Below are 21,367 nucleotides of genomic sequence, written 5' to 3'. Positions count from 1 at the left end.
CTTTGATCGAGAGTCTCTTATGTTTCCCGAAAGCTTTACCTTTTCCATCGCCGACTGGGTCAACGGTTGGGTCGATTCGCTGGTGACCAACTATGGCGATGTGTTCCGGCACATCTCCGACACGTTGCTGTGGGCCATCGTCAACCTCGAAGGCCTGCTGCGCCTGGCGCCGTGGTGGTTGATGCTGGCCATCGTCGGTGGCATTGCCTGGCACGCCACGCGCAAGGTCGTGGCCACGGCGGTGATCGTCGGCCTGTTGTTCCTGGTGGGCGCGGTGGGCCTGTGGGACAAACTGATGCAGACCCTCGCGTTGATGCTGGTCGCGACGCTGATCTCGGTGTTGATCGGCATTCCGCTGGGCATCCTCTCGGCGCGCAGCAACCGCCTGCGCTCGGTGCTGATGCCGTTGCTGGACATCATGCAGACCATGCCCAGCTTCGTGTACCTGATTCCGGTGCTGATGTTGTTCGGCCTGGGCAAGGTCCCGGCGATCTTCGCCACGGTGATCTATGCCGCGCCGCCCCTGATTCGCCTGACCGACCTGGGCATCCGCCAGGTGGACGGCGAAGTGATGGAAGCCATCAATGCCTTCGGCGCCAACCGCTGGCAACAGCTGTTCGGCGTGCAACTGCCCCTGGCCCTGCCGAGCATCATGGCCGGGATCAACCAGACCACCATGATGGCCCTGTCGATGGTGGTCATCGCCTCGATGATCGGTGCCCGTGGCTTGGGCGAAGACGTGCTGGTGGGCATCCAGACCCTCAACGTCGGACGCGGCTTGGAAGCCGGCCTCGCCATCGTGATTCTCGCCGTGGTCATCGACCGCATTACCCAGGCCTATGGTCGCCCTCGGCATGAGGTGAGCAAATGAACAACACCGCCATCAGCAAAATCGAAGTCAAGAACGTCTTCAAGATCTTCGGCAATCGCCCCAAGGACGCCCTGGACCTGATCCGCCAGAACAAGACCAAGGACCAGGTGCTGGCCGAAACCGGTTGCGTGGTCGGGGTCAACGACCTGTCGCTGAGCATCGGCACCGGCGAAATCTTCGTGATCATGGGCCTGTCCGGCTCGGGCAAGTCCACCCTGGTGCGCCATTTCAACCGGCTGATCGACCCCACCAGCGGCGCGATCCTGGTGGACGGCGAGGACATCCTGCAACTGGACATGGACGCCCTGCGCGAATTTCGCCGGCACAAGATCAGCATGGTGTTCCAGAGCTTCGGCCTGCTGCCCCACAAGAGCGTGCTGGACAACGTCGCCTACGGCTTGAAGGTGCGCGGCGAAAGCAAGCAAGTCTGTACCGAGCGGGCGCTGCACTGGATCAACACCGTGGGCCTGAAGGGCTACGAGAACAAATACCCGCACCAGCTCTCCGGTGGCATGCGCCAGCGCGTGGGCCTGGCCCGAGCGTTGGCGGCGGACACCGACATTATCCTGATGGACGAGGCCTTCAGCGCCCTCGACCCGCTGATCCGCGCGGAAATGCAGGACCAGTTGCTGGAGCTGCAAAAGACCCTGCACAAGACCATCGTGTTCATCACCCACGACCTCGACGAAGCCGTGCGCATCGGCAACCGCATCGCGATCCTCAAGGACGGCAAGCTGATCCAGGTCGGCACGCCGCGAGAGATCCTGCACTCGCCGGCGGATGAGTATGTCGATCGGTTCGTGCAGCGCCGGGCGGCGGTGGTTTAGGTCCATGTGCGATTGTGGCGGGTGCGCTGTTGTGGCGAGGGAGCTTGCTCCCGCTGGGCTGCGCAGCAGACCCGAAGAGGCGGCCGCTTCGCGCCCGAGCGGGAGCAAGCTCCCTCGCCACAACAGCGCCCCACCCTGGAATGCGTACTCTGTGGGAGCGAGCTTGCTCGCGAAGGCGTCGGCAAAGGTGCATCAATATTCAAGTTGTACAGATGAGGTTGAAGATGTCCCAGGCTGAAAAAATCATCATCGCCGATGTCCCCCTGCGTTGGCAGGACGTGGTCGCCGTCGCCCGTTTCGGCGCTCCGCTTGAGCTGTCGGCCCAGGCCTGGGCGCGGATCGACAATGCCCAGGCCATCGTGCAGCGCATCGTCGAAAGCGGCGAGCGCGCCTATGGCGTCAACACCGGCCTGGGGGCCTTATGCAATGTCTCGCTCAAGGACGAACAACTCAGCCAGCTGTCGCGCAACACCTTGCTCAGCCATGCCTGTGGCGTCGGCGCGCCGCTGGCCGATGAGCAGGCGCGGGCGATTCTCTGCGCCGCCATCCTCAACTACAGCCAGGGCAAGTCCGGTATTCATCGCCGGGTGGTCGAAGCGCTGCTGGCGTTGCTCAATCGCGGCATCACCCCGCAAGTGCCGTCCCAGGGGTCGGTGGGTTACCTGACCCACATGGCCCACATCAGCATTGCCCTGCTGGGTGTTGGGCAGGTCAGCTACCGCGGGCAAATCGTTCCGGCGCAACAGGCCCTGGCTGCCGAAGGCCTGCAACCGGTGCAACTGGGGGCCAAGGACGGTTTGTGCCTGGTCAACGGCACGCCATGCATGACCGGCTTGAGTTGCCTGGCCCTGGCCGATGCGACGCGCCTGGTGCAATGGGCCGATGTCGTCGGCGCCATGAGCTTCGAGGCCCAGCGCGGACAGATTGCCGCGTTCGACGCCGAGATCATCGCCCTCAAGCCGCACCCCGGCATGCAGCAGGTCGGGGCCAATTTGCGCGCCTTGCTCGACGGCAGCGAAGTGATTGCCTCGAGCCTGGGCATTCGCACCCAGGATGCCTTGAGCATCCGCTCGATCCCCCAGGTGCACGGGGCCGCTCGCGACCAGTTGGCGCATGCCCGGCAGCAGATCGAAACCGAACTCAACGCGGTCACCGATAACCCGCTGTTGCTGGGTACGCCGGAAAACTTCCGGGTCATGTCCCAGGCCAACCCCCACGGCCAATCGGTGGCCTTGGCGGCGGACCTGCTGGCGATTGCCATGGCGGAAATCGGCTCCATCGCCGAGCGCCGCCTCGACCGCTTGATCAACCCGCACGTCAGCGGCCTGCCGGCGTTCCTGGTGGCCAACCCCGGCGTGAACTCGGGGATGATGATCGTGCAGTACGTCGCCGCCTCTTTGTGTGCGCAGAACCGTCAGTTGGCGCAACCGGCGGTGCTCGATAACTACGTGACCTCGGGTCTGCAGGAAGATCACCTGAGCATGGGCACCAACGCGGCCTTGAAGCTGCACGGCGTATTGGAAAACTGCACGCAGATCCTTGCCATCGAGTACCTGCTGGCGGCCCAGGCCTTCGAATTTCTCAAGGGCCAACGCTTCGGCGCCGGCACCGGCGTTGCCTGGCAACTGCTGCGTGAACGGGTTCCGCCCTACGACCAGGACCGCTGGTTGGCGCCCGACATCGCCAGTGCCGCCGCGTTGCTGAAGGACCCCTACGTGCTGCATGACGCGTTACCGAATATGAATTGAACACAACCGCCAGCGTGCCAAGGCACCTCTTGCCCACAAGGCATCGCCCACAAAGCGAAGGTGACGGATAACGGAACATTCCGGAGCGACTGGCGGATACATAAAAACTCTCAAAAGGAGCAGGAAATGACAGCGTTGAACTTGATCCCCGGCCAACTGAGCCTGGCTCAATTGCGTGACATCTATCAGCAGCCGGTGACACTGAGCCTCGACGCCAGTGCATCGGCGCAAATCGAAGCCAGCGTGGCGTGCGTGGAGCAGATCCTCGCCGAGAACCGCACCGCCTACGGTATCAACACCGGTTTCGGCCTGCTGGCCTCGACCCGCATTGCCAGCGAAGATCTGGAAAACCTGCAGCGCTCGCTCGTGCTGTCCCATGCCGCCGGTGTGGGCGAGCCGATCAGTGATGCGCTGGTGCGGTTGATCATGGTGCTCAAGGTCAACAGCCTGAGCCGGGGTTTTTCCGGCATTCGCCGGCAGGTGATCGATGCGCTGATCGCGCTGGTCAATGCCCAGGTGTATCCGCACATCCCGCTCAAGGGTTCGGTCGGGGCTTCCGGTGACCTGGCGCCGCTGGCTCACATGTCCTTGGTGCTGCTGGGCGAAGGTAAGGCCCGTTATAAAGGCGAATGGCTGCCGGCCGTCGAGGCCTTGAAAGTTGCCGGTCTCGCACCGCTGACCCTGGCCGCGAAAGAAGGCCTGGCGCTGCTCAATGGCACTCAGGTGTCCACCGCGTTCGCCCTGCGTGGCCTGTTCGAAGGCGAAGACCTGTTCGCCGGCGCCCTGGCCCTGGGCAGCCTGACCGTGGAAGCGGTGCTCGGCTCGCGCTCGCCGTTCGATGCCCGCATTCATGCCGCCCGTGGCCAGAAAGGCCAGATCGACGCCGCCGCGGCGTACCGCGACTTGCTGGGCGAGCGCAGCGAAATCTCCGCCTCGCACCAGAACTGCGACAAGGTCCAGGACCCATATTCCCTGCGCTGCCAACCGCAAGTGATGGGCGCGTGCCTGACCCAGTTCCGCCAGGCCGCCGAGGTGCTGGTGATCGAAGCCAACGCCGTGTCGGACAACCCGCTGGTGTTCGCCGCCGAAGGTGACGTGATTTCCGGCGGCAACTTCCACGCCGAACCGGTGGCCATGGCCGCCGACAACATGGCCCTGGCGATCGCGGAAATCGGCTCGCTCAGCGAGCGCCGCATTTCGCTGATGATGGACAAGCACATGTCGCAGTTGCCGCCGTTCCTGGTGGGCAATGGCGGGGTCAACTCCGGCTTCATGATTGCCCAGGTCACCGCGGCGGCCCTGGCGAGCGAGAACAAGGCGCTGTCCCATCCTCATTCGGTGGACAGCCTGCCGACCTCGGCCAACCAGGAAGACCACGTTTCCATGGCCCCGGCCGCTGGCAAGCGTCTGTGGGAGATGGCTGAGAACACCCGCGGGATTCTCGCGGTGGAATGGCTGGCGGCGTGCCAGGGCCTGGACCTGCGCGGCGGCCTGAAGACCTCGCCGAAGCTGGAGCAGGCCCGTGGCCTGCTGCGTGCAGAAGTGCCGTTTTATGAGAAGGACCGCTTCTTTGCGCCGGACATCAATGCCGCCAGTGAGCTGTTGGCGAGTCGGTGCCTGAACGAGTTGGTCACGGCGCAGTTGTTGCCGAGCCTGTAAGGACACCATCGCGAGCAAGCACACATGATGTTGATCCTATTCGATACCTGTGGGAGCGGGCTTGCTCGCGAAAGCGCAGGATCAGCTTGCATCAATGTCGAATGTGCCGCCGTCTTCGCGAGCAAGCCCGCTCCCACAGGTTCTGTGCAGTCCTTGTGGGAGCGAGCCTGCTCGCGAATCGATCTTGAATAATTCGAGGAAACCGGGATGAAAACCCTCTGGCAAAACTGCCACGCCGCGACCATGGCCCAGGGCGTCTACGCGATCATCGAAGACGCCGCCATCGTCACCCAGGGCGAACACATTCATTGGATCGGCCCGCGCGCAGAACTGCCGGCCGGCGACTATCCGGCGGTCAACGACCTCAAGGGCGCCTGGGTCACGCCGGGACTGATCGACTGCCACACCCACACGGTGTTCGGCGGCAACCGCAGCGGTGAGTTCGAGCAGCGCCTGCAAGGGGTCAGCTACGCCGACATCGCCGCGGCCGGTGGTGGCATCGCCAGCACCGTGCGCGCGACCCGCGCCGCCAGCGAAGAGGAACTGTTCGCCAGCGCCGCCAAGCGCCTGAAGAGCCTGCTGCGCGACGGCGTGACCACGGTGGAAATCAAGTCCGGTTACGGCCTGGACCTGGCCAGCGAGCGCAAGATCCTGCGGGTCATTCGTCGTCTGGGCGCCGAGTTGCCGGTGAGCGTGCGCAGCACCTGCCTGGCGGCCCATGCCTTGCCACCGGAATACAAAGATCGCGCCGATGACTACATCGAGCACATCTGCGCCGTCATGCTCCCGGCCCTGGCGGCCGAGGGGCTGGTGGATGCGGTGGATGCCTTTTGCGAGTACCTGGCGTTTTCCCCGGCGCAGGTAGAGCGGGTGTTCATTACCGCGCAACAACTGGGGCTGCCGGTGAAGCTGCATGCCGAGCAGTTGTCGTCGTTGCACGGTTCGAGCCTGGCGGCCCGTTACCAGGCGCTGTCGGCCGATCACCTGGAGTTCATGACCGAGGACGACGCCATCGCCATGGCCGAATCCGGCACGGTAGCGGTGTTGTTGCCGGGGGCGTTCTATTTCCTGCGTGAAACCCAACTGCCGCCGATGGATGCCCTGCGCCGGCACGGCGTGAAGATCGCCGTGGCCAGCGATCTCAACCCTGGCACCTCGCCGGCGCTGTCGGTGCGCCTGATGTTGAACATGGCCTGCACCTGCTTTCGGATGACCCCGGAAGAAGCCCTGGCCGGCGTGACGATTCACGCCGCCCAGGCCTTGGGCATGGCCCGGACCCACGGTTCGCTGGAAGCCGGCAAGGTGGCCGACTTCGTCGCCTGGCACATCGATCGCCCGGCCGACCTGTCGTACTGGCTCGGGGGCGAACTGGAAAAACGCGTCGTGCGTCACGGCGTTGAAATCGATTGAGGAGAACGCTTGTGGAAAAGGTCCTGAATTTCACCCAGGGGCGCGTGCCGCTGTTGATCAGCATGCCCCACGCGGGCTTGCGCCTGACGCCGGCGGTGGAGGCCGGGTTGATCGCCGAGGCCCGGAGCCTGCCGGACACCGACTGGCACATCCCCAGGCTCTACGACTTTGCCGCCGAACTGGGCGCCAGCACCCTGGCTGGCGAGTATTCGCGTTTTGTCGTCGACCTGAACCGTCCCGCCGACGACAAGCCGATGTACGTGGGCGCCACCACGGGGCTGTACCCGGCGACGCTGTTCGATGGCGTGCCGTTGTTCCGTGAAGGGCAGGAACCGTCCGCCGAGGAGCGGGCCCGGTACCTGGAGCAGGTCTGGATGCCTTATCACCAGGCCTTGCAACAGGAGCTGGCGCGGCTCAAGGCCGAGTTCGGCTACGCATTGCTGTTCGACGCCCACTCGATCCGCTCGGTGATCCCGCACCTGTTCGACGGCAAGCTGCCGGACTTCAACCTCGGCACCTTCAACGGCGCCAGCTGCGACCCGAGGCTGGCCAGCCAGCTCGAAGCCATCTGCGCTCGTCATGACGCGTTCACCCACGTGCTCAACGGGCGCTTCAAGGGCGGGCACATCACCCGGCACTACGGTAACCCGGCCGAAAACATCCACGCCGTGCAACTGGAACTGTGCCAGAGCACCTACATGGAAGAGTTCGAGCCGTTCAGCTATCGGGCCGACCTCGCGGCGCCGACCCGGGTGGTCATCCGGGAGTTGCTCGAGGGCCTACTGGCTTGGGGGCGGGAGACTTATAAAAAATAAAGGTTATCGCGCTGCCTGTGTGGCGAGGGGATTCATCCCCGTTGGACTGCGCAGCAGTCCCAAATGGTGGGTGCGGCTCGTGCATTGTCGGGGCCGCTTCGCGACCCAGCGGGGATGAATCCCCTCGCCACAAGGTTCTCTATTGTTTGGGGCAGGGGGCATGCTCATTAAGGTCATTCGGGTTTATGATGCCGGACGGCAGACTAAATAGAAGTCCCCACAGGGATGACTCGACCCCTTACGGAGCGCGCAATGCAGACTTTGTACCCGCAGATCAAACCCCATGCCCGGCACGATCTGGCTGTCGATGAAACCCACACGCTCTATGTCGATGAAAGCGGCTCTGCCGAAGGCCTGCCGGTGGTGTTCATTCACGGTGGCCCGGGTGCCGGCTGCGATGCCCAGAGTCGTCGCTATTTCGACCCGAACCTGTACCGCATCGTCACCTTCGACCAGCGTGGCTGCGGGCGCTCCACGCCCCATGCCAGCCTGGAAAACAACACCACCTGGGACCTGGTCGAAGACCTCGAGCGCATTCGCAAGCACCTGGGCATCGAGAAGTGGGTGCTGTTCGGCGGCTCCTGGGGCTCGACCCTGGCCCTGGCCTACGCCCAGACGCATCCGGAGCGGGTCCATGGCCTGATCCTGCGTGGGATCTTCCTGTGCCGCCCGCAGGAAATCGAGTGGTTCTACCAGGCCGGTGCCAGTCGCCTGTTCCCCGACTACTGGCAGGACTACATCGCGCCGATCCCGCTGGACGAGCGCGACGACCTGCTGGGCGCCTTCCACAAGCGCCTGACCGGTAACGACCAGATCGCCCAGATGCACGCCGCCAAGGCCTGGTCCATCTGGGAGGGTCGTACCGCGACCCTGCGCCCGAACCCGTTGGTGGTCGATCGATTCTCCGAGCCGCAACGCGCGCTGTCGATCGCCCGGATCGAATGCCACTACTTCACCAACAACGCCTTCCTGGAACCCAACCAGTTGATCCGCGACATGGGCAAGATCGCGCATTTGCCGGGCGTGATCGTGCACGGTCGCTACGACGTCATCTGCCCGCTGGACAACGCCTGGGAGCTGCACCAGAACTGGCCTAACAGCGAACTGCAGGTGATCCGCGATGCCGGGCACGCCGCTTCGGAGCCGGGCATTACCGATGCGCTGGTGCGCGCCGCCGGGCAGATGGCCCGGCGCCTGCTCGACCTGCCGCCCGAAGAAGCATGAAGGGGCTGTTGCAACGGGTTCGCGGCGCTCGGGTCGAAGTCGCCGGCGAGGTGGTCGGTGCCGTGGACCAAGGCTTGCTCGTGCTGGTGGCGGTCGAGCCTGAAGATACCCAGGCCAGTGCCGACAAACTGCTGCATAAGCTGCTTAACTATCGGGTGTTCAGTGACGCCGACGGCAAGATGAACCTGTCCCTGGCCGACGTGGGGGGCGGTTTGCTGCTGGTGTCGCAGTTCACGCTGGCGGCGGACACCAAGAGCGGTTTGCGCCCGAGCTTCTCGACGGCCGCGCCTCCCGCCCAGGGGGAAGCACTGTTCAAGTATCTGGTCACGCAGGCGAAACAGGTGCATGGCACTGTGGCATCAGGTAGATTCGGCGCCGACATGCAGGTCCATCTGGTCAACGATGGTCCGGTAACGTTCCTGTTACAGGTCTGAAAGCGTTTGAAACATCTTTTCAGGCCTTTTTCCAGGAAAAACTAGGAGTTTTCTCGATAAATACTTTGTTGCCCCTGATGCGTTGTCACGCGGCCTACTAGATAATCGCGCGCTACGGGGGACCGGCATTCGCTGGTCCATTTGACTTAGGTAGAGACTTGTCCTGGACCGTTTGGGGAATCATTTTCTTCCATCGGAGTCGGAACAATGCTCGCCAACTTGGCAGGAGTGGTCCGCGAGGTCGGTTTTTTCAAAGCCGATACCCAGCAGATACTTTATCTGGCCGTTGGTTTTTTGATCTGTTTTCGGCGAGGGTTGCTCGTGATTGTTAGTCCCTGTAATGCACCAAAAATGTCTGCCAAACGGTTTAGAAACGCTCTGGTAGCGGGCTCGGCCCTGTTGTGCCTGTTCGGCGCGGGCCAACTGTGGGCATTCAGCCTGGATGATGTATCGGCGAAGGCTCAAGAACTGGCCGGGCAAAAATATGAAGCCCCGCGCAGCAATCTGCCGAACGAATTCCGCGAAATGAAATTCGCTGACTATCAAAAAATCCGTTTCCGCACCGAAAAAGCCGAATGGGCCGACCAGAAGACGCCGTTCCGGCTGTCGTTCTATCACCAGGGCATGCATTTCGACACGCCGGTGAAAATCAACGAAATCACCGCCACGAACGTCGAAGAGATCAAATACGATCCTTCGCGCTTCGATTTCGGCGATGTCAAATTCGATCCAAAGGCCACCGAGCAGTTGGGCTATGCGGGTTTCCGCGTGCTGTACCCGATCAACAAGGCCGACAAGCAAGACGAAATCATGACCATGCTGGGCGCGAGCTACTTCCGCGTCATCGGCAAGGGCCAGGTCTATGGCTTGTCCGCCCGTGGCATGGCCATCGACACGGCACTGCCTTCTGGCGAAGAATTCCCGCGTTTTCGCGAGTTCTGGATCCAGCGCCCGAAACCGACCGACAAGCACCTGGTGATCTTTGCCCTGCTGGATTCGCCACGGGCCACGGGCGCCTACCGCCTGACCCTGCGTCCGGGCACCGACACCGTGGTCGACGTGAAGTCGCGCATGTTCCTGCGTGATCGCGTGACCAAGCTGGGCGTTGCCCCGTTGACCAGCATGTACCTGTTCGGCGCCAACCAGCCGTCCAAGGTGCTCAACTACCGTCGCGAGCTGCACGACTCCAGCGGCCTGTCGATCCATGCCGGCAACGGCGAGTGGATCTGGCGTCCGCTGAACAACCCGAAACACCTGGCCGTGAGCAATTTCTCGGTGGAGAACCCACGCGGTTTCGGCCTGTTGCAACGTGGCCGCGATTTCAGCCACTACGAAGACCTGGATGACCGCTACGACAAGCGTCCAAGTGCCTGGATCGAGCCGAAAGGCGATTGGGGCAAGGGCACCGTCGACCTGGTGGAAATCCCGACCGCCGACGAAACCAACGACAACATCGTTGCGTTCTGGAGCCCGGAAAAACTGCCTGAGCCCGGCCAGCCGCTGGACTTCAGCTACCGCCTGCACTGGACCCTCGACGAAGCCAGCCTGCATTCGCCGGACAGCGCCTGGGTCAAGCAGACCCTGCGTTCCACCGGTGACGTGAAGCAATCCAACCTGATCCGCCAGCCGGATGGCAGCGTGGCCTACCTGGTGGATTTCGAAGGTCCTTCGTTGCAGGCCCTGCCGGAAGACGCCGAGGTGCGTAGCCAGGTCAGCGTCGGCGACAACGCCGAGATCGTCGAGAACAGCGTGCGTTACAACCCGGAAACCAAGGGCTGGCGCCTGACCCTGCGCATGAAGATCAAGGACGCCAAGCAGGCCACCGAGATGCGCGCAGCGCTGGTACGTCCGTTGACGCCTGTCGAGGCGCCGGCCGCGGCGCACACCGTCACCACGACGCTGGCCAAGGCTGACAAGGTCGCCAGGCAGCAGAGCGAAAAAGAAACCGCCAAGGAAAAAGGGCAGGAGGAAGCCAAGGCCGTCAAGTCTGCTTCCGCTGCCGTTGAAGCGACCCCAACCCCGCAGGAACCGGAAGCGACTGAACAAGTCCTGACCGAGACCTGGAGCTATCAGTTGCCAGCCGATGAGTAATACGCCAGTCAAGCCAGAGTCACTCAGCGAGTACCTGGCTCATTTGCCCATGACCGACGAGCAGCGCGCCGAACTGGCGGGCTGCAGGTCCTTCAGCGAACTGCACGAGCGCCTTTCGTCGTCGACGTTCGACGCCCCTGAAGAGGCGGCGCAGGCTTCGGTGGGTCGTCGCTTGACCCTGAGCACCGCCGAGGAGCTTGCCGACGCCGAAATGCTGGGGCTCGACGCCAGCGGCCGGGTGTGCCTCAAGGCGACGCCGCCGATTCGTCGGACCAAGGTCGTGCCGGAACCCTGGCGCACCAACATCCTGGTGCGCGGCTGGCGGCGCCTGACCGGCCGGACCAACCCGCCGAAGCCGCCCAAGGACGAGCGTGTGCTGCCACACGCCCGTTGGCGTACGGTGGGTTCGATCCGTCGTTATATCCTGCTGATCCTGATGCTCGGCCAGACCATCGTCGCCGGCTGGTACATGAAAGGCATCATGCCGTACCAGGGCTGGTCGTTGGTGGACCTGGACGAAGTCCTGCATCAACCGCTGTCCCAGACCGCTACGCAGGTGCTGCCGTATGCCCTGCAAACCAGCATCCTGATCCTGTTCGGGATCCTGTTCTGCTGGGTGTCGGCGGGTTTCTGGACCGCATTGATGGGCTTTCTTGAGCTGCTCACCGGCCACGACAAGTACCGTATCTCCGGTGCCAGTGCCGGCAACGAGCCGATTCCCAAGGACGCCCGCACCGCCCTGGTGATGCCGATCTGCAACGAAGACGTGCCGCGGGTTTTCGCCGGCTTGCGCGCGACCTTCGAGTCGGTGGCCGCCACCGGCGACCTGGACCGCTTCGACTTCTTCGTGCTCAGCGACAGTAACGAAACCGATATCTGTGTCGCCGAGCAGCAGGCCTGGCTGGACGTCTGCCGTGAAGCCGGGGGCTTCGGCAAGATTTTCTACCGTCGCCGTCGCCGTCGCGTGAAGCGCAAGAGCGGTAACCTCGACGACTTCTGCCGTCGCTGGGGCAGTGACTACAAGTACATGGTCGTGCTCGACGCCGACAGCGTCATGAGCGGCGAGTGCCTGACCAGCCTTGTGCGCCTGATGGAAGCGACGCCGGACGCCGGCATCATCCAGACCGCGCCGAAGGCCTCGGGCATGGACACGCTGTATGCGCGCATGCAGCAGTTCGCCACCCGGGTGTACGGTCCGCTGTTCACGGCCGGCCTGCACTTCTGGCAGCTGGGCGAATCCCACTACTGGGGCCATAATGCGATCATCCGCATGAAGCCGTTCATCGAGCACTGCGCCCTGGCGCCACTGCCCGGTAAAGGCGCGTTCGCCGGGGCGATCCTGTCCCACGACTTCGTCGAAGCCGCGTTGATGCGTCGTGCCGGCTGGGGCGTCTGGATTGCCTATGACCTGCCAGGCAGCTACGAAGAGTTGCCGCCGAACCTGCTGGACGAACTCAAGCGTGACCGTCGCTGGTGCCACGGCAACCTGATGAACTTCCGGCTGTTCCTGGTCAAGGGCATGCACCCGGTGCACCGTGCGGTGTTCCTGACCGGCGTGATGTCGTACCTGTCGGCGCCGCTGTGGTTCTTCTTCCTGGTGCTGTCCACCGCGCTGCTGGCGGTGAACACGCTGATGGAGCCGCAGTACTTCCTCGAACCGCGCCAGCTCTATCCGCTGTGGCCGCAGTGGCATCCGGACAAGGCCATCGCCCTGTTCTCGACCACCATCGTGCTGTTGTTCCTGCCCAAGCTGCTGAGCATCGTGCTGATCTGGGCCAAGGGCGCGAAAGAGTTCGGTGGCAAGTTCAAGGTGACCTTGTCGATGCTGCTGGAGATGCTGTTCTCCATGCTGCTGGCGCCGGTGCGGATGATCTTCCACACCCGTTTCGTGCTCGCCGCGTTCCTTGGCTGGGCCGCGACCTGGAACTCGCCCAAGCGTGACGACGATTCCACGCCGTGGAGCGAAGCGGTCAAGCGCCACGGCCCGCAAACCCTGCTGGGCTTCTTCTGGGCCTTGCTGGTGATCTGGCTGAACCCGAGCTTCCTGTGGTGGCTGGTGCCGATCGTCGGTTCGCTGATGCTGTCGATCCCGGTGTCGGTGATCTCCAGCCGCGTCGGCCTGGGCCTGAAGTCCCGTGACGAAAACCTGTTCCTGATCCCTGAGGAATACGCGCCGCCACAGGAACTGGTGTCGACTGACCAGTACACCCATGAAAACCGTTGGCACGCGCTGAACGACGGCTTCATCCGGGCGGTGGTCGATCCACAACAGAACGCCCTGGCCTATGCGCTGGCCACCTCGCGGCACGGCAAGGCCGAGCCGATCGAGTGGCTGCGGGTCGAACGCGTGCGCCATGCCCTCAAGGTCGGCCCGTCGGGGCTGAACAACGGCGAGCGCCTGGCACTGTTGAGCGACCCGGTGGCCCTGTCGCGCCTGCATCAGCAGGTCTGGAGCGAGGCTCATCCGGAGTGGCTGGCGGCGTGGCGTGCATCGGTGAAGGCCGATCCTCATGCGCCGTTGCTACCGCTTCAGCCGTTGAGCACGCAGCCTCAATTGGCCTGATCCGCAAAAAGCCCCGCTTCTGCAAAGATTCGGGGCTTTTTGTTGGGCGCGGTTTCTGAGTTTTGGGAGCTTGCTCTCGGTTTGTTGGTCTGGGTATTCGGGGTATATCCGTTGCTGCGGTTACGGCGGCTTGGGGTTCCGCCCTTACGGCGGGTCACTTTTGGATAAGGCGCCAAAAGTAACCAAAAGCGCCTTGCCCCACCACTGGGCACCTCGCCAAGGCTCGGTGTTCCCTCACTCCGGCATTGCTCCGTGGGCCCGCCGCGAAGGGCCATCCATGGCCCAGCGCGGCTAACCCGGCATCCATGCCGGGTTGCCCACTACGCAATGCCTGCGTTCGGCCCTTGTGGTTAATGGGGCGCTCAAGATCAAGATCCAAAGCCAAAGCCAAAGCCAAAGCCAACGGCAACGGCAACGGCAACGGCAACGGCAACGGCTTTGGTATGGAAGCAGGCTGCTCGTGGCAAGGGAGCTTGCTCCCGCTGGGTGGCGCAGCCGCCCTCTTTATTGACGTCCACTGCGCGGTCGAGCGGGAGCAAGCTGCTTCGCCACGTTTTAGGTGCGCTCAAGGTTGTGTATTGAGTTCGTCCAGCATTCGATTCGTCAACAAACCGCCCAGCTCAATCAGTTGCTGAATGCCTAGGGCAAAATGACGTCGCGAACCATCCAGGTCGAATGCAAGGTTGTTGATCATGGTATTCGCTGAAGCCAGGGTTTCGCTGAGGTTGGCCAGCAGCGTTTCACTGTCCAAATCCTCCACGACGGTGAATAGCTGGCCGGGTAGTGGTTTTTTCTTGGGTTGGGGTTGGGGGTTCGGGTCGAGGTAATGGTCGAGGACGCGTTCGGTGACTTCGTCGATTTTCTTCGAATCGGAGCCGGCGTCGGCTGAGGTGGGGTCGGTTTCTGGAGGATTGGGAGTAGCTTTGAACATAGGTGGCATTCCGTTTACTGGGGTTGGAGCTGCCACGTTCGTTTCCAAGCGAGGGGGTGGCAGCCGTACGCAGGTTGGAAAACCAGGGTAAACGAGCCCGGCAGACCCCGAAGGTCTCCCGCGCACAGCTGCCATAACGAATCGTGCGAAAACGGACGCAAGCTTACGTTATGAGGAGCGCATTTGCGCTGTTTACTGGTCAGGTTTCCAAGCCCGGTCGCTGAATTGGCAGCGACAACCCGAGGTTAACGAGAGCCCTTCCCACCCGGCAACCGCCAGAACTCGTCGGAAAAATCTGCCTGAATCAAAAGCGTGTCCGACCATTCCCACACATTTTGGTTGGCTGCCAGACCGCGATCGCGAGCAAGCTCGCTCCCACAATTGGATCGGGGGTACAACCGCAAGCATCAGGCCGGCCGCTAGGCCGCCTCGCTTTGCTTTTGCTTTTGCTTTTGATCTTAGACGCCCCATTAACCACAAGGGCCGAACGCAGGCATTGCGCAGTGGGCATCCCGGCATGGATGCCGGGATAGCCGCGCTGGGCCATGGATGGCCCTTCGCGGCGGGCCCACGGAGCAATGCCGGAGTGAGGGAACACCTCGCCTAAGCGAGGTGCCCAGTGGTGGGGCAAGGCGCTTTTGGTTACTTTTGGCGCCTTATCCAAAAGTGACCCGCCGTAAGGGCGGAACCGCCAGCGGCCGTAACCGCAGCAACGGATATACACACAACCCAGAGAGCACCACCCAGAGAGCACCACCAACAAGACCAAGCTAAACCCTGAACCGCCCCACCAACGTCTGCAAATGCACCCCCAACCGCGCCAGTTCAGCACTCGAAGCCGCAGTCTCTTCACTGGCCGCAGAAGTCTGCTCCGACACATCCCGCACATTCAGCACGCTGCGGTTGATCTCCTCGGCCGTGGCGCTCTGCTGCTCGGCGGCCGCGGCGATCTGTTGGTTCATCGACTGGATCGCCGAGACGGTGCGGGTGATGTTTTCCAGCGAGCCACCGGCCCGGCGAGTCAGTTCGACGCTGCTGTCGGTCAGGCCGCGGCTGTTGTCCATGATCGTGGCGACCTGCTGGGTGCCGTTCTGCAGGCCCAGGATCAGCTCTTCGATCTCTTCGGTGGACTTCTGGGTGCGCTGGGCCAGGCTGCGGACTTCGTCGGCGACCACGGCGAAGCCACGTCCGGCCTCACCGGCGCGGGCGGCTTCGATGGCGGCGTTGAGGGCCAGCAGGTTGGTTTGCTGGGCCACGGACTTGATCACGTCGAGCACGCTGCCGATCTTGTCGCTTTCACGCTTGAGGTCGCCCATGGCGGTGGTGGAGTGTCCGACCTCCTCGGCCAGGCGTTCGATCTGTGCAATGGCTTCGCCCACCACCCGCTCACCTTCACGGGCCTGCTGGTCGGCGGCGACGGCGGCTTCGGACGCTTCCTCGGCATTACGTGCCACTTCCTGCACCGTGGCAGTCATTTCGTGCATGGCGGTGGCGACCTGATCGGTTTCCACTTTCTGGTTGTTGACCCCGGCGCTGGTCTGTTCGGTGACGGCGGAGAGTTGTTCGGCGGCGCTGGCGATCTGCGTGACGCCTTCGCCGATGCCGCCGATCAGTTGCCGCAGGCTGACCACCATCCGTTGCAGGCTGCTTTGCAACTGCCCCATCTCATCGCGGCGACGAACCTCGAGGTTCTGGCTCAGGTCGCCGGAGGCCACCCGTTCCAGTGCCACCAGGGTCTGTTGCAGCGGCACGACGATCTGCCGGGTGATGAGCCAGGCGGCCAGCAGGCCAAACGCCAGCGCCAGTACGGTGACGATGATCAGCGTGCTTTTTGCGCTGGCCGTTTCTTCATTGCGTTTCTCGGTCTGCGAGGTCGTCAACTGATTGCTCAGGTCATTCAGGCGGGTCTCCTCTTGTGTCATTTTCTTCAGAGCCGAGGCGGTGGCGACCTGGGAATCGCGGAACTGGCTGACCGCCGCGCGATAGGCTTTCATCGATTCGGTGGCCTGTTGCAGGTTGGCGGTGTGTTGCTCCGGCAGTTTGCCTGGCAAGCCTTCCAGGTTTTTCAGGACGTTGTCGATGGCGTCCAACGCCGGCTGTTCGGCATCGGCCTTGCCGCTGTAGGTGTAGCCGCGGACCTGGTAGCGGGCCTGCTGGATCAGCTTGCTCAACTCGACCACGTCGTTGAACGGGGCAATGCTATCGCCTTGGCGCAAGGCGTTCTCGACTTCAGTAACCTTGGCCACGGCATTGTCGGCGTTGGCGCCCAACTTGGATCGGGCCGACTCGCGATCCTGCGTCGCCTGGGTCATGTCGGCAAAAGCGCGCTTGTATTCGTCGAGGTTGGCCAACTGTTGGTTGAGCAGGTCGCGGTCCGCTGGTCGCACGAATCGATCGAGGGCCGCCTGGAGGCTCCCTTGAAGCTTGGCCAGGTAGTCGCTCACGGCTGCCGGCCCTTGTTCGCCGCGACGCATCTCGTAGTCGAGGCGGGCGACTCGAAGGTCCTTGGCCAACTCGTTGAGGCTGGAGATGGAGGCCTGCTTGTCTGCGCGGCTGATCACGCTGCTCAGGCTGTTCCAGCCGGCGAGGGTGCTCAGGAGGGTCATGAACAGCACCAGGCCAAAACCGACGCCCAGTTTGCGATTGACGCTTACATTTCCCAGCTTCTCGGTCAGCCAACTGAACATGTTGATACTCCCTCGAACCGTTTTATAGGCCTTATGAGGAGAGTATCGACCATAGACGGGCGATCTGTAGGAAATAGGCCGGCGTATTTCCAGGGCGAAGCAATCCGTGCCCCGCCCTGGCTGTTGCCGGTGCTAGACCTTGAACCGACCCACCAACGTCTGCAAGTGAACGCCCAGGCGGGCCAGCTCGGCGCTGGAGGTGGCGGTTTCTTCGCTGGCGGCCGAGGTTTGTTCGGAGACGTCGCGCACATTGAGCACGCTGCGGTTGATCTCTTCGGCCGTGGCGCTCTGCTGTTCGGCGGCCGCGGCGATCTGTTGGTTCATCGACTGGATCGCCGAGACGGTGCGGGTGATGTTTTCCAGGGAACCGCCGGCGCGGCGCGTCAGTTCGACGCTGCTGTCGGTCAGGCCGCGGCTGTTGTCCATGATCGTGGCGACCTGTTGGGTGCCGTTCTGCAGGCCCAGGATCAGCTCTTCGATCTCTTCGGTGGACTTCTGGGTGCGCTGGGCCAGGCTGCGGACTTCATCGGCCACCACGGCGAAGCCACGGCCCGCTTCACCAGCACGGGCGGCCTCGATGGCGGCGTTGAGGGCCAGCAGGTTGGTTTGCTGGGCCACGGACTTGATCACGTCGAGCACGCTGCCGATCTTGTCGCTTTCGCGCTTGAGGTCGCCCATCGCCGCGGTGGAGTTACCCACTTCGAGTGCCAGGTGTTCGATTTGGGAGATGGCTTCGCCCACCACCCGCTCACCTTCGCGGGCCTGCTGGTCGGCGGCGACGGCGGCTTCGGACGCTTCCTCGGCATTACGTGCCACTTCCTGCACCGTGGCGGTCATTTCATGCATGGCGGTGGCGACCTGGTCGGTTTCCACCTTCTGGCTGTTGACCCCGGCACTGGTCTGTTCGGTGACGGCGGAGAGTTGTTCGGCGGCGCTGGCGATCTGCGTGACGCCTTCGCCGATGCCACCGATCAACTGGCGCAGGCCCACGGTCATGCTGTGCATGGCGCGTTGCAGTTGGCCCAGTTCGTCGCGGCGTTCGGAGGTCAGGTCGTGAGTCAGGTTGCCTGCGGCCACGGCCTCGGCAATCCTCAGGGTCTGGCCCAGGGGGACGACGATCTGCCGGGTGATGGCCCAGGCTGAAATGATGCCGAACAACAGGGCCAGGGCCGCTGCCACGACCAGCAGGCTCTTGGCCTCGGCGGCATCATGGTCGCGCACGGCGGTCTGGGACACGGTCAGCTTCTGGCTGGCGTCGAGCAACACGTCGCCTTGCTCGGTCATGCGCTTGAGCGCGGCGGCTGTATCGAGTTGGGAGTCGCGGAACTGGCTGACCGCGGCGCGATAGGCGTTGATCGATTCGTTGGCTTGCGCCAGGTTGGCGGCGTGCTCCTCGGGCAACTGCTCTGGCAGGCGCGCGAGCAGCTTGAGGGCATTGTCGATGGCGTCAAGGGCCGGCTGCTGGGCTTCGCTCTTGCCGCTGTAGGTGTAGCCGCGCACTTGATAGCGGGCCTGCTGGACGGCTTTGCTCAGGGCCACCACGCTGTTGAACTGGGTCACGCTGTCGCCTTGCAGCAGCGAGTTTTCCACTTCGTTGACGCGGGCCACGGCGTTGTCGGCGCTGGCGCCGAGCTTGCTGCGGGCGTCTTCACGGCTGACGGTGGCGCGGGTCATCTGGGCGAAAGCGCTTTTGTATTCGGCGACGGCGGCCAGTTGCTTGTCGATCAGCGCGACGTCGTCCGGTTGTTCGATCAACTGGCGGGCAGTCTTCAGCCCGGCGTCCAGCTTGCCGAGCAGATCGTTGACTTCCTGCGGACCGTTTTCGCCACGGGAGCTGTAGTAGTCCATGCGCGCCAGGCGCAAGTCTTTGGTCAAGCTGCTGAGTTCGGAAATGAACCCCAGTTTGTCGCCGCGGCTGATTACATTCCCCAGGCCACTCCAGCCAGTGAACGCGATCATCAAGGTCAGGAACAGCACAAGACCGAAGCCTGCGCCGAGTTTGCGATTGACGCTTACATTTCCCAGACTCTGGGCGAACCACTGGAACATGCTGTTACTCCCTTGCAGCGCTGATTTTGTTTTATCGGCGCTGTATCGGCCTGCCGGGAGGGATCTGTAGGGATGAACTGAAGATCATGCGCCCGTGGGCGGTGTGGCGAGGGGCGTCGATCAGCCGGCGAGGATCAGAACAGCCGAGCAAGCAGCGCCGTGACGGCGGTCTCGACCCGCAGGATCCGTTCGCCCAGCTGCACCGGCTGCAGGCCGGCCTTGGCCAGCAGGTCGATCTCGTAGGGGATCCAGCCACCCTCCGGGCCGATGGCCAGTGTCACCGCCTCCGTCAGCGCCCGAGGGCAGGGCGGATGGTTGCCCGGGTGGCCCACCAGGCCCAGGGTGCCTTGGGTGATGGCCGGCAGGCGGTCTTCGACGAAGGGCTTGAAGCGTTTTTCGATGATGATCTCGGGCAGCACGCTGTCCCGGGCCTGCTCCAGGCCGAGGATCAATTGCTCGCGAATGGCTTCGGGCTCGAGGAACGGCGTTTGCCAGAAGCTCTTCTCCACCCGGTAGCTGTTGACCAGCACCACTCGCGGTACGCCCATGGTGGCGACGGTCTGGAACACCCGCCGGAGCATCTTGGGGCGAGGCAGGGCCAGCACCAGCGTCAACGGCAGCTTGGCCGGTGGCGGCTGGTCGAGGCTCACCTGCAGCTCGGCCTCGCGGGCTTCCAGGCGCAGTACCTGAGCCGTGCCCATCAAGCCGCCGAGGCGCCCGACCCGCAGGCTGTCGCCGACGGCGCTGCGGTGGACTTCCTGCATATGGGTCAGCCGGCGATCGCCCAGGATCACCCGGTCCGGCCCGATGAAGTCGGCCTCTTCGAGCAGCAACAGGTTCACGCTTGGGTCGCAGGCGGTTGGTCGTTGTGGTCGTCAACCGTCTCGTCTTCCGGGTGTTCGCTGCGCTTGCGCACCAGGCCGCCGAACAGCACGCCGATCTCGAACAGCAACCACATCGGCACGGCCAGCAGGGTCTGGGAGAAGATGTCCGGTGGGGTCAGGATCATGCCGACCACGAAGCAGCCGATGATCACGTACGGACGGATCTTCTTCAGGTACTCGACGTCGACCACGCCGATCCACACCAGCAGCACCACCGCCACGGGGATTTCGAACGCCACGCCGAAGGCGAAGAACAGCGTCATGACGAAATCCAGGTAGCTGGTGATGTCGGTCATCATCTCCACGCCTGCCGGGGTGGCGGCGGCGAAGAACTTGAAGATCAGCGGGAACACCAGGAAATAGGCGAAAGCCATGCCGGTGTAGAACAGCAGGATGCTGGACACCAGCAGCGGCACGGCGATGCGTTTTTCGTGCTTGTACAGGCCGGGCGCAATGAAGCCCCAGATCTGGTGCAGGATCACCGGGATCGCCAGGAACAGCGAGACCATCATCGTCAGCTTCAGGGGCGTCAGGAACGGTGACGACACGTCGGTGGCGATCATCGTCGCGCCGGCCGGCAGGTACTGGCGCAGCGGCGTGGAGACGAAGGTGTAGATCTGCTGGGTGAAGGCGAACAGCCCGGCAAAGATAATGAAGACCGCCGCGACGCAACGCAGCAGGCGCGTGCGCAGCTCGGTGAGGTGCGATACCAGCGGCATCGGCTGGTCATGCTCTGGGATATTGCTCATGGGGCTCGCGGCGGCAATGTAGGGTCGTTGGGAGCGGCTGGGGGCGTGGCCGTCGGGGCCGGCTCCACTGGTTTGGCTGGTTCGGCCGGTGCCTGCAACGCATCGGTCGCCGGCGCTTGCGGGGCAATCGTCGGCTCGACCGCAGGGGCGACCGGCGTCGGCTCCTGCTGGGTCGGCGTGAGGATTTTGCGCGCTTCCTGCTCCAGGGACAGGATGTGTTCGTTGTGCAGTTGCCGACGGATGTCGTCGGCACCGATTTCACGTTCAACTTCCTGTTTGATCGCGTTGAAGCTGCGCTTCAGGCGCCCGATCCACAGACCGGCGGTGCGCGCAGCACCCGGCAGGCGCTCGGGGCCCAGGACCAGCAGGGCAACGAGGCCGACGAGCAGCAGTTCAGTGAAGCTGATCCCAAACATTAGTCAGTG

General features: G+C 63.4%; 15 protein-coding genes and 1 pseudogene. 10 read left to right on the top strand and 6 right to left on the bottom strand.

Annotation, left to right across the window (positions count from 1 at the left end; genetic code table 11):
- Positions 1–19 precede the first annotated feature (19 nt).
- From VM99_06210 to VM99_06165, 10 genes and pseudogenes are all read left to right on the top strand, one after another.
- Positions 20–871, top strand: a complete 852-nt coding sequence (locus tag VM99_06210) for an ABC transporter permease (GenBank protein ID AKJ97670.1) — start codon at positions 20–22, stop codon at positions 869–871.
- Positions 872–882: 11 nt separating this feature from the next.
- A pseudogene (locus tag VM99_06205) lies at positions 883–1,695 on the top strand (hypothetical protein).
- A 227-nt stretch (positions 1,696–1,922) separates the two neighbouring features.
- Complete coding sequence (locus tag VM99_06200; protein ID AKJ97669.1) at positions 1,923–3,446, top strand: histidine ammonia-lyase; 1,524 nt, start codon at positions 1,923–1,925, stop codon at positions 3,444–3,446.
- Positions 3,447–3,572: 126 nt separating this feature from the next.
- Positions 3,573–5,105, top strand: coding sequence for a histidine ammonia-lyase (locus VM99_06195; GenBank protein ID AKJ97668.1), 1,533 nt, complete (start codon positions 3,573–3,575; stop codon positions 5,103–5,105).
- A 207-nt stretch (positions 5,106–5,312) separates the two neighbouring features.
- Positions 5,313–6,515 (top strand): imidazolonepropionase, encoded by a 1,203-nt coding sequence (locus VM99_06190; protein ID AKJ97667.1) that lies wholly within the window; start codon positions 5,313–5,315, stop codon positions 6,513–6,515.
- A gap of 11 nt (positions 6,516–6,526) precedes the next feature.
- On the top strand, positions 6,527–7,330 hold the full coding sequence (locus VM99_06185; GenBank protein ID AKJ97666.1) for an N-formylglutamate amidohydrolase: 804 nt from the start codon (positions 6,527–6,529) through the stop codon (positions 7,328–7,330).
- A gap of 252 nt (positions 7,331–7,582) precedes the next feature.
- Complete coding sequence (locus tag VM99_06180) at positions 7,583–8,554, top strand: proline iminopeptidase (GenBank protein AKJ97665.1); 972 nt, start codon at positions 7,583–7,585, stop codon at positions 8,552–8,554.
- A complete protein-coding gene (locus tag VM99_06175) occupies positions 8,551–8,988 on the top strand; it encodes a D-tyrosyl-tRNA(Tyr) deacylase (GenBank protein AKJ97664.1) in 438 nt (145 codons plus the stop codon). Before VM99_06180 ends, VM99_06175 begins: the two co-directional genes overlap by 4 nt.
- A 321-nt stretch (positions 8,989–9,309) precedes the next feature.
- Positions 9,310–11,079, top strand: a complete 1,770-nt coding sequence (locus VM99_06170; protein AKK01703.1) for a glucan biosynthesis protein G — start codon at positions 9,310–9,312, stop codon at positions 11,077–11,079.
- Entirely contained in the window at positions 11,072–13,642 is a 2,571-nt protein-coding gene (locus tag VM99_06165) for a glucosyltransferase MdoH (GenBank protein ID AKJ97663.1), read from the top strand. The genes VM99_06170 and VM99_06165 overlap by 8 nt, the downstream gene beginning before the upstream one ends.
- Before the next feature lie 565 nt (positions 13,643–14,207).
- Here the strand turns inward: VM99_06165 and VM99_06160 are convergent.
- From VM99_06160 to tatB, 6 genes are all read right to left on the bottom strand, one after another.
- Positions 14,208–14,573 carry a hypothetical protein gene (locus VM99_06160; GenBank protein ID AKJ97662.1) on the bottom strand — a complete coding sequence of 122 codons (366 nt, stop codon included), beginning with the start codon at positions 14,571–14,573 and terminating at the stop codon, positions 14,208–14,210.
- Positions 14,574–15,343: 770 nt separating this feature from the next.
- A complete protein-coding gene (locus tag VM99_06155; protein ID AKJ97661.1) occupies positions 15,344–17,260 on the bottom strand; it encodes a chemotaxis protein in 1,917 nt (638 codons plus the stop codon).
- A gap of 132 nt (positions 17,261–17,392) precedes the next feature.
- Positions 17,393–19,309, bottom strand: coding sequence for a chemotaxis protein (locus VM99_06150; GenBank protein ID AKJ97660.1), 1,917 nt, complete (start codon positions 19,307–19,309; stop codon positions 17,393–17,395).
- Between the two features lie 134 nt (positions 19,310–19,443).
- Positions 19,444–20,151, bottom strand: a complete 708-nt coding sequence (locus VM99_06145) for a 16S rRNA methyltransferase (protein ID AKJ97659.1) — start codon at positions 20,149–20,151, stop codon at positions 19,444–19,446.
- Positions 20,148–20,942 (bottom strand): twin-arginine protein translocation system subunit TatC, encoded by a 795-nt coding sequence (locus VM99_06140; protein AKJ97658.1) that lies wholly within the window; start codon positions 20,940–20,942, stop codon positions 20,148–20,150. The genes VM99_06145 and VM99_06140 overlap by 4 nt, the downstream gene beginning before the upstream one ends.
- Positions 20,939–21,358: a preprotein translocase gene (tatB, locus tag VM99_06135; protein AKJ97657.1), complete on the bottom strand. Its 420-nt coding sequence runs from the start codon at positions 21,356–21,358 to the stop codon at positions 20,939–20,941. The genes VM99_06140 and tatB overlap by 4 nt, the downstream gene beginning before the upstream one ends.
- Positions 21,359–21,367: the final 9 nt, after the last annotated feature.

Source organism: Pseudomonas chlororaphis (assembly GCA_001023535.1).
Lineage (GTDB): Bacteria > Pseudomonadota > Gammaproteobacteria > Pseudomonadales > Pseudomonadaceae > Aquipseudomonas > Aquipseudomonas chlororaphis_E.
This window is presented reverse-complemented; position numbering and strand designations above follow the sequence as displayed.